At 66.4% G+C, this 13,268-nt stretch carries 7 protein-coding genes and 1 pseudogene; 3 read left to right on the plus strand and 5 right to left on the minus strand.

Annotated elements, in window-relative coordinates; genetic code table 11:
• Nucleotides 1-102: 102 nt before the first annotated feature.
• A complete protein-coding gene (locus tag A39O_RS0127175) occupies nucleotides 103-2,670 on the minus strand; it encodes a YbcC family protein (protein ID WP_020507814.1) in 2,568 nt (855 codons plus the stop codon).
• Between the two features lie 2 nt (nucleotides 2,671-2,672).
• A complete protein-coding gene (locus tag A39O_RS0127180; RefSeq protein WP_040528918.1) occupies nucleotides 2,673-4,322 on the minus strand; it encodes an NADH-quinone oxidoreductase subunit L in 1,650 nt (549 codons plus the stop codon).
• A 280-nt stretch (nucleotides 4,323-4,602) separates the two neighbouring features.
• On the opposite strand from A39O_RS0127180, the gene A39O_RS0127185 reads away from it, so the two are divergent.
• A complete protein-coding gene (locus A39O_RS0127185) occupies nucleotides 4,603-5,511 on the plus strand; it encodes a LysR family transcriptional regulator (RefSeq protein WP_020507816.1) in 909 nt (302 codons plus the stop codon).
• Between the two features lie 513 nt (nucleotides 5,512-6,024).
• Here A39O_RS0127185 and A39O_RS37210 read toward each other — a convergent pair.
• Nucleotides 6,025-8,520 (minus strand): SBBP repeat-containing protein, encoded by a 2,496-nt coding sequence (locus A39O_RS37210; protein WP_245561994.1) that lies wholly within the window; start codon nucleotides 8,518-8,520, stop codon nucleotides 6,025-6,027.
• A 60-nt stretch (nucleotides 8,521-8,580) separates the two neighbouring features.
• Nucleotides 8,581-9,386, minus strand: a pseudogene (locus tag A39O_RS42990) (DUF7948 domain-containing protein); the annotation flags it as partial.
• A gap of 788 nt (nucleotides 9,387-10,174) precedes the next feature.
• On the opposite strand from A39O_RS42990, the gene A39O_RS0127200 reads away from it, so the two are divergent.
• Nucleotides 10,175-11,167, plus strand: a complete 993-nt coding sequence (locus A39O_RS0127200; RefSeq protein WP_020507819.1) for an SPFH domain-containing protein — start codon at nucleotides 10,175-10,177, stop codon at nucleotides 11,165-11,167.
• Nucleotides 11,168-11,179: 12 nt separating this feature from the next.
• Entirely contained in the window at nucleotides 11,180-12,142 is a 963-nt protein-coding gene (locus A39O_RS0127205) for an SPFH domain-containing protein (protein WP_020507820.1), read from the plus strand.
• A gap of 450 nt (nucleotides 12,143-12,592) precedes the next feature.
• Here the strand turns inward: A39O_RS0127205 and A39O_RS0127210 are convergent.
• Nucleotides 12,593-13,268 (minus strand): hypothetical protein (locus A39O_RS0127210; RefSeq protein ID WP_211211743.1); only part of this gene is annotated, 676 nt, incomplete at its 5' end.

Raw genomic sequence — 13,268 nt, forward strand, 5'->3', positions numbered from 1 at the left:
GCCGGTTTCGTAGGGTGGATAAGCGCAGCGCATCCACCATCAGCCTCGCGGCCGGCACGCTGTTGGCGGCGGCCACCCAAATTTGGAACTGCTGCTGCACCGTTACGGGGTCGCCGCCGGCGCGGCGGCGCAGCGCTCCCACTCGCCGCCGGGCCGGCGCTGGTGGACCGCATCGTCCTCGCCGATCCGCAACAGGTGGAGCCAGCCGTGGTCCACCAACTGGCGCACCAGTTCATGGCGGGCGATGATCGCGTCGATGGCGGTCTCAGGGGCCTCGATGAAGACGCTGAGGCGCACCGGCTCGTGCACCCAGCGGCGGCCGTCGTGCAGCGATTGCAGCGGCAGCCCGACGCGCAGCTCGCCGCTGTTGCCTTCCAGCACGCCGATGGCACCGCCCACCACGTTATGCAATACCTTGTTGCCGCTGCCGAAGCGACGGTTGTCGACCACCGAGCCGTAGTATTGGAGGTTGATCCAGTTGGCGACCACCATCGGGGCGGTCATGATCAGCTCGAGGATCTTGAAGCCATCGTCTTTCTGCCAGACGTATTCGTGCAGGAAGGCACGCCCGCCCAGGTCCAGGCCGGCGGTGCGCGTGCGCGGCGCGGCGATGAATGCGGCGTTGTTGGCCAAGGCCCACTCTTGGCGCACGTGGGACCAGTCGCGGCTGCGCCGGCGCACCTCGGCCTCCACCGCGCGGTCCGGCAGGCCGCCGATGCCAAGCAGCGCGGCGCGCTCCATGCGGGTGAGGTCGCCGGCCTGCTCCAGCCACTGGCGCAGGCGTGCCAGGTCCGGGGCCAGGGCCGCGGGGACTTCGTCGGTGTCAAAGAGAGACAGGAGGTCGGTGGTGGTGTCGTGCAGGCCCGCCAGGAACCAGGTGTCCTCGGGGATCGCGATGCCGCGCTCCGCCAACCCCCGCCGCACGGCCTGGTCGTTGAGCAGGGCGGCCACCACCCGGGCGCTCGCCTCGCCGGTCTGGCCGGCGCAGGCGCCGCAGTCGAGGCCGGTCGCGTGGGGGTTGTTCACGGTGGTGCTGCCATGTCCGGCCAGGAGCACCAGCGGGGCGAAGTCCGCGGTCATGGACATGGCCCGCAGGATGCGCTCGGCGTGGTCGAGCCGCTCCGCCCGCGGGATCCCCGACGCACCGTGCCCGGTGGAACAGTGCTCCGGCGGGACGGCCTCCAGGGTCGGTCCGGTGCGTTCCATGATCTCCGGATCGAGACCCTGGCCGTGGGGATCGGGCACCGGGCGGCTCCAGCCGAAGCTGTCGGTGACCAGCTTGGGGCCGTACAGGAGGCCGGCCGACTCGACGAACGAGAAGCAGGAGGCGGCGGAGAGCTTGAAGCCCTTCCACGCCTTGAACAGACCGATGCGCAGCCGCCGCTGCGCCTGCACGCCCTCGCGGTCCCCGGCCTTGACCCGCTCGCAGATGCGGTAGCTCGGGTTGAAGATCACCGGCACATGGCTGCGGGCAACCGCGGAGCCCAGGGGCAGGTGTTCGATGAAGATGCCGAAGAAGCCGGCGAAGCCGATGGTCTGGACTCCGGGCGCCACGGTTTCGAGGGCGCGGCGGAAGACTTCGGAGCGCACGTCGATGCAGAACGCGGCCTGGAGCGCCGGGCGGGCGGCGGGCCGGTCCGGGGCGCTGGTGGCCAGGCCGGCGATCACGCTGCGCTGAAAGCCGATTTCCAGCGCACCGAGCAGGATGCGGTCGATCTCAGCGGAGGCCTGACGCTTGGCGGAAGGCGGACGCATGCTCGCCGCGAGCATCTCCTGCCAGCGGGCCACCAACGCGGGCGAGCGTTTCTCCTCGAAGAGCAGCATGTCCCACACCAGTCGGATCGCCAGGAGATCGACGATGGCGTCGTCGCGGTTGCCGACCAGCTCGGCCTGCCAGCGCAGATAGCGGGCCCAGGCCGCCCAGCCGCCGACGCTCATCAGTGAGGCGTGCAGATAGCGCTCCACCGCCGCATCCGGGATGCCGAGCCGCTCGATGGCCAGTGCGATGGCGCCGCGGGGCTCCGCCGGCAGACGGGCCACGGCGCGGCGAAAGCCGCGCAGCCCCATCATCGCCGGGCTGCGGTCGATGCCGGCGGCCTTGCGCCAGGATGCGTAGAGCGGGAGGTGCCGCCAGGGCATGGCGACGAGCGCCTGGCCCAGGTCGAAATGGGCGGCGCAGTGCAGGCTGATGCGCTCGGCGACGAAACTCGACCAGAGGCCGCCCTCCACCCGCTCCAGCACCTCGCTCACCGGGGCCATCCCGAGCCTCGGCTGGGGCGCCGGCATGGATAGCGTGCGCTCCACGGTGTCCGCATCCAGACGGCTGCCGCAACGCGCGATGGCGGCCTTGAGGTCATCCCGACCGATGCGTCCGCTTGCCAACTGGTCGCGGTAATAGCCCCGTGACATGTAGAGACCGGTGCCGGTGATCCGCGCCAGGGCGTCGGAGGCGTCCTGAAAGCTGAGATCCCGCAGCCCGAAGAAGGGGTTCACGGCGACAAAGTGCTTCAGCGGCCACAGGGGGGCGATGCGCTCGCAGGCGGCATCGATGCGCCGATCCAGCTCGGTGGCGGTGATCGGGGTGACCGGCGCCGGCTGATCGGGGTTTGCGGGCATGGTCGCAGTCGGGACCGCGGATTCCATCGGAGTCGTGGCGTCGTGCAGGTTCATGATCAGGCTCCGGGGGAGGTGAGTGGAGCGAAGGGGACGGGCGGCGTTACGGACGCGGGAGGCGGGCTCGGCCAGACGCGCTGGATCAGCCGGGTGATGTACACGTCGATGTAGAGCCCGTTATAGAGATGCATGTAGATGCCGTCGCCCAGGAACGCCGGGGCGTACTTCAGGATGTGCTGGAAGACCAGCAGGACCACAAACACGCCAACAAAGGCCTGGGCCAGCCAGATCTGGAAGGGCCCAGCCACATACTGAACCGGCAGGACGCTCCCCTGCAGGGCCGCATCGAACAGGGCGTGCAAGGTGAAATAGGCCACCGCGACCGCCGCACTCAGTCCCAGACCGCGGCGCAGGAAGTCCTCGCCGCGCAGCACGCCGGCCATCTGCAACAGGAGTTGAGTCACGGCGATGGCCACGACCGTACCGGCCGCCAGGAGCGCCGGCTGGTGCCCCGCGGTGACGCCGAAGGCGGCGCCCACCGCCAGCGCGATGAGTCCGCCGCCGGCGAGGACCAGCAGCAGCCGCAAGGGCCCAACGCCCGGGGATGCATGGGGGAGTGCCGGCGCCCGAAAGGCGTCCACACCGCTGCCGGAGGCGAGAAAGGCATGGGCCTTGTAGAGCGAGTGGGCCACCAGGTGCAGCATGGCCAGGCTATAGAGACCCAAGCCGCACTCCAGGAGCATGAAGCCCATCTGCGCCGTGGTCGACCAGGCCAGCGAGACCTTGATATTGGTCTGGGTCAGCATGACCAGGGAGGCCAGCGCCAGGGTGAATAGGCCGATGACCGCCAGGGCGCCCATGGCGACCTGGGAATGGGAGATAACCGGGCTCATGCGAATGACCAGGAAGGCGCCGGCGTTGACGATCCCCGCGTGCAGCAGGGCGGACACCGGTGTCGGGGCCTCCATCACCTGGAGCAGCCAGCCGTGGAAGGGGAACTGGGCGGACTTCAGCCCCGCGGCGATCACGATCAGCAGGGCCGCGATCTCAAGCGCGATGGGCAGGGGTCCCTCCATGGACGCCAGGATGCGGAACAGCTCGTCGAACTGCAGGGTGTGCAGACTGAGACCGATCAGGACGATCGCGCCGAGCAGACTGAGGTCACCGATGCGGCTGGCGACGAACTTTTTGTGGGCGGCCAGCACCGCGGCCGGGCGGTCCCGATAGAACATCAGGAGCTGGTGCAGGCACAGACTGGTCGCGATCCAGGCCAAGGCAAACAGCAGCAGATTGCCGGAGACGATCAGGGTCAGGATGGCTGCCAGGGTCAGCGCGAGCCACTTGTGGAAGCGGCCCCGGTTGGCGTCCCCGTCCAGATAGTTGCGCGAGTAGCGGGTGACGATGGCGCCGACGAAGGCAACCAGCACCAGCATGATCACCGTCACGCTGTTGATGTAGGTGCCCAGCGAAAAGGCCCCCAGGCCGCCGGGCAGGTCGATGCGGTAGAAGGTCCAGGCCCGTGCGCCATCGAACGGATGGGTCGCCGCCGCCAGCAGCGCGCTGACGAGCGCCAGCCAGGCGGCGGCGCCGCTCAGGCGCGCCATCAGTCCCGGCCGGGCGTTGGCCCAGGCGGCCGGCACCAGGCCGACCGACAGCAGGAGCAGCGGCGCGGCCAGGACAAGGCTGGGGGTGAGGCTATCAGGCAACATGGCGACCTCCAGCGGCGGCAGGGCGCGACGGCTCGCACCGGTCGGTGCAAACACGCTGAAACCATGGGCGACAGCCGCATGGTCCGGCCGCTTGCGGATATGGCGGGATGGGGGAGTGGCTCATCTCGAGGCGCCTCTGGTGTTGAGAACACTGGCGGCCGCGGGGAGCAGCGCCGCCCATAGCCAAGGAGTCTAGGGAGGCTGGTCTGTAAATAATAATGAATCGTTATCATGAAAACGATAACCTTAAGGCTATCGTTTTCCGATCGAGGTACAGGCCATGATGCATGTCACCCTGCGCCAACTGCGGGCCTTCGAGGCCGTTGCCCGGTTGCGCAGCTTCTCCCGTGCGGCCGAGGAGCTGCACGTCACCCAGCCCACGGTGTCCAAGCAGATCCGTCTGCTGCACGAGCAGGTGGGGTTACCGCTGCTGGAGCAGTTGGGCAAGAAGGTCTTCATCACCGAGGCCGGGCAGGAGCTCTACGCCACCTGCGCCGACTGGCTGGAGACCTGGGGCCGCTTTGAGCAAACCATCGACAATCTCAAGGGCCTCAAGCAGGGGCGCCTGCGGATCGCCGCGGTGACCACCACCAAGTACTTCATGCCCCGAATCCTGGGCCCCTTCTGCGCCCGATACCCCGGCATCGATATCGCCTTGGAGGTGGTGAACCGCGACCGGCTGCTCGAGCGCCTGACCCGCAACCAGGACGACCTCTACATCATGGGCGTGCCTCCGGAGGGCCTGGATGCCGAGCGGGAATCATTCATGGACAACCCACTGGTGGTGCTGGCCCCGATCGACCATCCGCTGGTGGGGCACCAGCGGATTGCGTTCGCCGATCTGGCGGGGGAGCGCTTTCTGGTGCGGGAGCGCGGCTCGGGCACGCGCATGATCATGGAACGTGTGTTCCAGGAGCGCGGCATGCCGCTGCGCATCAAGATGGAGCTGGGCAGCAACGAGGCCATCAAGCAGGCCGTGGCGGGCGGTCTGGGGTTGGCCATGCTCTCGCGCAGCACACTCAATCCCGATCCCAGCCGGGAAGAGCTGGCCGAGCTGGACGTGGAAGGCTTTCCGATCGTGCGCGCCTGGTACGTGGTACGGCCCAAGGGAAAACAGATCTCGGTGGTGGCCGCCACTTTCCTGGAGTTCTTGCGCGGGCACGTGCAGATCTTCGTAAGAGGCCAGTAACGGGGTGCGATCAACACGGATGTGGCGTACGACGGCCATGATTGTGGATGCGCACGACAGACCGCGGCGGCAGCCGGACGCGGCGGCACCTGCTATAGCCATCGGACGTGATAACCGGACCTAGCAGCCTGTCGGACTTTAGGCGATTTCCGAACAAGACGCTATCAAGAAGCAAGCACCTCCGTAGGAGCCCGCTTGCGGGCGACGTGACCTGCCGGAATCGCGTCATTGTGCCCCCACCCGTCGCCCGCAAGCGGGCTCCTACGGGTTGGAGTTTTCGCAGAAATTACATTAAGTTAGATTGTTTCGCAACAAAAAGCCTTTATGTTGACTTATGCCCTTATCCTAGGGGCTAAGTCCGACAGGCTGCTAGGGGCGGGTTTCAAACCCGCCCCTACACCAAGGGTCTGTCCGGATATCAGGTAAGACGGCTATAACGCGTCGGTCTCCGGTCGCGTCACCCCGGTCGCCGGAGGGCGAGCCGGCGTGGGGCGACGTTCTTTGGGAAGCGCCTTAGAAGTCCAGGCGGCTGATCTGCGCCTGGGTTCCGGCATCTTTGATCAGGACTTGTGCGCCGCCGGCCGGCGGGACGCCAAGGACGGCGATCTCCGGACGGCTGTTGCCGTTCAGGTCGGGTAACACGGCCAGATCCTTCGGCGTGAGCGTGTTGAACCAGATATTGCGCACCAGGGTGCCGGTCACGGCGTCGCGCAGTTCGGTCTTGAGCGAGCCGGCGGTGTCGCGGCTCAGCACCGCCAGTTCGGCGACCCCATTGCCGTTGAGGTCCGGCAACGCCGCGAGTTGCAAGGGCGTGAAGGTCCGGCTGTAGTAGGCGATGCCCAGTTGCGCGGCGGTGCCGGCGTCGAGCGTTCTCAGCTCGACGTTCATGCTGGTGTTGCGTCCCAGGACCGCGATCTCCGGGGTGCCGTTGCCATTGGTGTCGGGTATCGCGGCCAGCGCGATGGGCGTGAAGATTTTCGGCGACCACAGGTTCTTGACCAACTGCCCGCTTTGGGTGTCGCGCAGTTCGACCTTTGGCTGGCTGCCGCTCTTGATGCCGAGCACCGCCAGTTCCGCGGCACCGTTCCCATTCACATCGGCGATCACGGCGAAGTCGAGCGGCTGATAGGTCTTGTCGAAATACACTTGGCGCAGCCGCACGCCGGTGCGTGCGTCTCTGATTTCGGCGGCGACCGCCCCGGTGCTGCCGTGGATGCCGAGGACGGCCAGTTCCACGGCACCATTGCCGTTGAGATCCGGCACCACCGCCAGCCGTTTGGGCAGGAAGGCGGCAGCGAAGGTGAGCGCGGTGCGCCGTTCGCCGGTGCGGGTGTCGCGCACTTCGACCTGGACCTGGGCGTCGGCGGTGAAGCGCAGCAGGGCCAGTTCCGGCGCGCCGTTGCCGTCCAGGTCAGGCACCATCGCCACCTCGAGCGGCGCATAGGTCGCGCCGAAGTCGATGGTCTGGATCAGGGTCCCGTCGACCGCTTGCCTGATCACGCCGGTGACGGTCTGCGCCGCGACATCCTCGAACAGGGCCGCGACGGCCTGGGTGCCGTCGCCGGTGACGTCACCGAGCGCGACCAGCCACAGCGGCGCATCGACCGACGCGGCCGCGCCCGGGGCAATCTTGACGATAAAGCCGTCGTTCAAGCCCCCGAAATCCGGCTGCAAGGCGCCCCCGGTGGTCGGAAAACCCGCGCCCGTCTGGCCGGCAACATAGAGGTTGCCGGCCGCATCGAGTCCGACTCCGCGGCCTGAGGTGTCGCCAGGCCCGCTGACACCCAGGTGGCTGGAGAAGATGAGTGTCGCGCCGGTCGCGTCGAGCTGGGTCACGAAGGCATCCATCACGTCGCCCTGGGGAACCGGCATGAGTGGGCTCTTGGTCGGGAAGTCGGGCGATCCGGAATCACCCGTCACGACCGCGCTGCCGGTCGCATCCACCGCGATGTTGGAACCCCATTCCCAGCCGCTGCCGCCCAGGTAGGTGGCATACACCAGTGCGCTTCCGGCGGCATCGAGCTGTGCCACATAGGCGTCGGGCGGATTGTTCGTCGCGCTGCCGCCGAGTTTGGATTGCAAGGGGTTGCGGGTCGGAAAGTTTGTCGATGTCGTATTGCCGCTGAGATAGGCGTGTCCGGTGCCGTTCAGGGCAATGCCCAGACCCTGCTCGTCCGCGCTGCCGCCCAGGTAGGTGGCGTAGACGAGGGCTGAACCGGTCGAATTGAGCTTGGCGACGAAGGCATCGAACGAACCGTTGGCGGTGGGTTGCAAGGCGCCGCTGGTCGTCGGAAAGTCGGTCGACGAGGTGATGCCGTGCACGTAGGCGTTGCCGGCAGCATCCACGGCAATGCCGGCGGCCTCATCGTAATCAGTGCCGCCCAGGTAGGTCGAATAGACGAGCGCGGTTCCGGCCGGATTGAGCTTGGCGACCACGGCGTCAGGCCCGGCGCCGGCCAGTGTGGCCTGCTGTGCCCGGTAGGTCGGAAAGTCCACCGAATCGCTGCCGCCGGTCACATAGGCGCTGCCCGTGTTGTCGACGGCGATGCTGGACCCGCCGATCTCGGTGATGGTCTCGTTGGTGCTGCCGCCCAGATAGGTCGAGTAGACCAACTCAGACCCGGTCGGATTGAGTTTGGCGACGAACAGGTCGAAGCCGCCCGCGTGTGCCGGCTGCAGGGCGTTCTGCAGCGGGAAATCAGCCGAGCCGGTGGCGCCGACCACATACGCATTGCCGGCGGCGTCCACGGCGATGCTGTCGGCGACGTCGTAAGCGTTGCCGCCCAGGTAGGTGGCATAGAGCAGCGTCGCGCCGGTGGGGTCGAGCTTGGCCACAAAGGCGTCCTGAATCAGGCTGCCTGGCGCGGGTGCGGGTTGCACGGCGTCGGTCGTGGTCGGAAAGTCGTCCGACCAGGTTTGCCCGGTCACATAGGTGTTGCCCGCGGCGTCGACCGCGATGCCGTTGATCCGGTCGACCCCGGTGCCGCCAAGGTAGGTGGAATAACTCAACACCGGGTCGATGACCAGTGTTCGCGTGGTGTCATAGTCACCCAGCGCCAGGCCGACCTGCTGATTGTCGGCCAGCAGATAGCGCGACGGGATCGGTGTGCGTTCGCCGTTGGCTTCCTGATAGACCGGGGGGCCTGCTGGACGAGTTCGCCGCCCTGAAAGGTCAGGACCAGGTTGCCTGAGGCATCGAGCCGCAGTGCGTCGGCGCCGTCGAAGGCCAGCGCGATGACCTTGGGGTCTGCCCCCGGGGCCAACACCAGATCGTACTCCAGTTCGCCCTCATGACCGTAGTAGACCAGATCGATGCCGGGGTAGACGCTCTCGTAGCGGACCTTGGCGTAAGTGGACAGGCCGGTGCGCCAGGCCGCCGGATCCCGGCCGCGCAGATAGTTGATGGTGCCCAACAGGGGCGCTTCGCCGCGGATGAGCGCAGCGGGATTGGCGCCGACCAGGCTCAGGCGCAGTACAGCCGGGGGGACGGCAGCCGCGGTCGGGGTCGGGTCGACCCGAGGCGCCGGGCCGGCGCCCGGTCGATGTTGTGCGGGCGCTTGCGGTTGACCGGTGCGCAATGAAAGCACCGCTTCGCCGGGGGTCAGGAACAGGCTATAGCCGGGGCCGCGCGCGAGAAACTTGACCGCGGCATCGACTTGGCCGCCATTGGTCTGGAAGGTGTAGGGGAGTTTGCCATAGCCGGCCTGGACCCGGGCCTGTGTCGAATCCGGGGCGGCTGAGGATTGGACCGGTCGGGCGGTCTGGTCCAGCGCGCCGAGGGGCTGTCCGGGGTCTGTTGTTGCCGCGACCAGCAGGCCGCTGCCGAGAGTCAGCAGGGCGGTCAGCAGTCCGATCCGCGAGTGGTACTGGTGCATTGCGAGTTTCCTTGAGTGAAAAGGTCTGAAGAAGACAGTTCCAGGCGCGCGGCGATGGCCGCAGGCTTCGCCTTGGTGAAGATAAAGCGTTGTTGTGGAAATGGCCTTGAGACCGCGACGCGCGTCGAATCCAGCCTTGCGATCAAGTCGCGGTGAGGCACCGCCCAGAGTACAGCAGCGATTATCGTCACCGGTGGTTGGCTTGAGCCATGTGAAGACTGTGATCGACGTCACGCTTTTATGATCTAGATTCTACGATGTGGTTACCGCTTCGGGAACCACCTTTGGTCGCTCGTCAACTGCCGTTCGGCGGGAATTTGCAGCCGACGGTCCGGCTAACGGCTATGGCGCCCGCGCCACCCCGGAACATGAAAGTCCTCTCGACTACTGTCGCAACTGCCGGCGTGCGAGGCTGCGTCGTCAGGGCTTCCAGCCCTGACGGTTCCAGCCCCGATGCCGTCAGGCCAGGATGGCCTGACTACGCACTTTCACGGTAAGGCCTCGACCTCCAGTGCGCCACGCGGGATGGATTCACGCTGTCGCCCGGAAACCGGTTGTTGAGCCGAAACTGAGCGCAGGTGCTAATGTTAGGGTGCGATTTTGAGGTTCGATCGGCGTTGCTGCCGGTTGCGTGCGTCGTCGGGCCGGAGCTTGTCGTCCGGCCCGGATGAGGGCGCCATTGCCGGACCGCGGGGGCCGCTCGCCGCAGAGTCGATGGCGGGACCGCCGGCCGAGTCCGCTTCCTGAGTCTCGCGCCCGGTGTCGATTCAACCTGAACGGAGTGTGTGATGCTGTTTACTGCCTTCCTGCTGGGCCTGGCCGCATTCTCGATTTATCGGGTCATCATCCAGGCGTTCTATACCGTCAAGCCCAATGAACGGGCGGTGCTCACCTCCCTCGGGCGGGCCGAGCGGCTGGACGGTCAACTGGTGGCCGATCTTGAGCTGACCGAGGAGGAGCGGGCGCGTTACCGCTTCCCGCGCCTGCGTGTCGTCGGCCCGGGCGGGCCTTACTTCAAGTGGCCCTGGCAGGACGTGCACAAGGTGGACGTGGCCACCCAGGCGCTGGATTTGACCTGGGATCCCACCAAGCGCCAGACCACCATCGAGGCGGTGACCAAAGATAATCTGACGACCGGTGTCAACGGCCAGATTCGCTTTCGCGTCTCGGAGGCCAACCTTTACCCGTTCATCTTCGGAGTTGCGGATCCGCTGCAGCATGTGATGGGTTACTTCATCGCCGTGTTGCGCGAGCGGATCGCCAATTTTGCGGACCCCAAGGGCCAGCGGCTGCTCGCCGGTGCCGACGCTTCGGAGGCGCAGGGCGACGTGGTCGGACCAGACCTCTCGGAAGGGGTGTCGATCAACGATCTGAGGAAGAACCTGCCGCTGCTCAACGAGTACATGGAGCAGCAGTGCCTGACCACCGGTCACCGTTATGGGATCGAGCTGGAAGCCGCTTTGATCACGCAGATCGATCCGCCGCCGGAAGTGGACCGCGCACTCTCCGCGATCAACAGCACCCGCAATCAGGTGGCGGCGGATATCAGTACGGCCCGCGCGGACGCGGAACAGCAGATCACCATGAGCAAGCGGGCGGTGGATATCGCGATGAACAAGGCGCAGGCGGAGGTGGCGCCGCTCAAGGAGCTGGCGGAGACCCTGGTGCACATCAAGGCGCAGGGTGGCGACGCGGCACTGCGCGCCTATGTACGCAACATGCGTATCCCCTTGCTCAAGCGTGCCAGGCGCATCGTCCAGACCACCGGAACCGCGAGTTGAAGGAGATCCGTCATGCCATTCGTCGATGATTTCGCCCCCGTTATCGCTTTCATCATGGGCTTGGTTTTCATCCCCCTGCTATTGGTGGTGACCAGCGGGCTGGGACTCTTCACCGTCGTCAAGGAGCGGGAGGCTCAGGTCTACACGCTGTTCGGCAAGGTGCTCGGCACCCTCGACGAGGCCGGACTGCATTTTCCGGTGCTCCATTTCGGGCCGCGCGCGCTGTTGGTGCCGTTCTTCGGCAAGCGCGATCTGGTGAGCACGTCATTGCGTCAATACTACCTGCGCGACCAGATGGTCAATTCGGAGGAGGGGACTCCCATGGGCGTGGGTATCTGGTACGAGATGCAGGTCAGTGACCCGGTGGCCTATCTGTTCCGCAACGCCAACCCGGAGGGCTCGCTCCAGGCCAATGTGGCGAGTTCGACCATCTCGACCTTGAGCAACCTGGAGATGGATAAGATGCTGGAGGATCGGCATCAGCTCAGCCATCAGGTGCGGGCGACCGTCTCGCCGCTGTCGGAGAAATGGGGCTATCAGCTCGGTTCGGTCTACATCCGCAAAGTGGCCTTCACCGACCGGCAGATGGTGGACAATATTACCGAGAAGGTGGTGAAGCGGCTGGTGCAGGTGACCAGCGCGATGAAGCAGGATGGCGAGAACCGCGTGGGTCTGATCAAAAGTCAGACCGCGTTCAAGGTGTCGCAAACCATGGCGGAAGCCTCGGCAACACGCCCGGCCGTGGTTGGCGACGCACTCAATGCCATCGCGCAACGCGATCCGGAGGTGCTGAACGCGGTGCTCGAGGTGATGGAGAACGAGCAGTTGATCGCTTCGGGTGCGGAGGTCGATGTGCTGCCGCGCGGCCTGCCGGTGCTGCTGCAACTCGGTGCCGAAGCGGTGCCGGATGCCGCCGCTCCGGCGACGCCGCGGCTGCCGGTCGATCTGTCGCGGATTGCCTCGTTCGGCACCTGAGCGCAGTGCCGGGGCGTGGCGCACTGGAGGTCGAGGCTTTAGCCGGACCAAGGCCGCGTAGCTGCGAGATCGACCGGCTAACGGCCGTGACGCCTGCGTCACCCCGGAACATGAANGTCCTCTCGACCACGGTCGCAACTGTCGGCATGCAAGGCTGCGTAGTCAGGGCTTCCAGCCCTGACTGTTCCAGCCCCGACGCCGNCAGGCCAGGATGGCCTGACNACGCACTTTCACGGTAAAGCCTCGGCCTCCGATGTTCCATGCAAGGCTGCGTAGTCAGGGCTTCCAGCCCTGACTGTTCCAGCCCCGACGCCGTCAGGCCAGGATGGCCTGACTACGCACTTTCACGGTAAAGCCTCGGCCTCCGATGTTCCTGCGGCCGGAACGACGATCAAGGCCGCCCCTGCAGACGCACCTCGGGTCGGACTCCGGTTTGACCCGACAGTTGGCTCAGCGTTGGTCTGTCGCCGCTTCCGGATTGAGCACGATCATGTTCTCGTCTCCCATGCCCATCACCAGGACGCCTTTGCGTGTTGCGCGCCGCACGACGCTTGCGTCCGGGTAAAGACTGGCCAGGATGCCGACCGGGCGCCGGTCGGCATACTCGGGAAAGACCCGGGGGAACTCACTAAGTTTGTCGAGGATGCGATCCACATGGATTTCGAGCAGCCGTGATTTGGTCTCGTTGATCAGCACCAGCGCCGGACAGACCACGATGGCGTCGTACTCCCGGGTCTCGCCGCCGAAGTGGCGCACCACCCGCAGGGCGAACAGGTCCGGGGTGGCGCAGTCGAACAGTTCAGCGGCAATCCGCGGAAGGTTCGGAGCCACGATGTCCTCGACCAGGGTGCCAAGCCGGTTGGCGAGTTCGCCCCACTGCTTGTTCATCCGCTGCCGTTCCCGCGCGCTTTCTTCGCGATCGGCCCGCATCTCGTTCTTGAACTCCCGCATTTCCTTCGAGAACCGCGCGACTTCGGCGGCGGCGCGTGCGACCTGTTCACGGGATTCCTGCGCGCCCTCGGTGAAACGGGCCACGGCGGCATCGGTACGCGCGCCTTGTTCTTTGTACTCCTGCATGCCCTCGGTCAGACGGGCGACGGCGGCATCGGTGCGCGCGCCTTGCTCT

This window comes from Lamprocystis purpurea DSM 4197, assembly GCF_000379525.1.
Lineage (GTDB): Bacteria > Pseudomonadota > Gammaproteobacteria > Chromatiales > Chromatiaceae > Thiodictyon > Thiodictyon purpureum.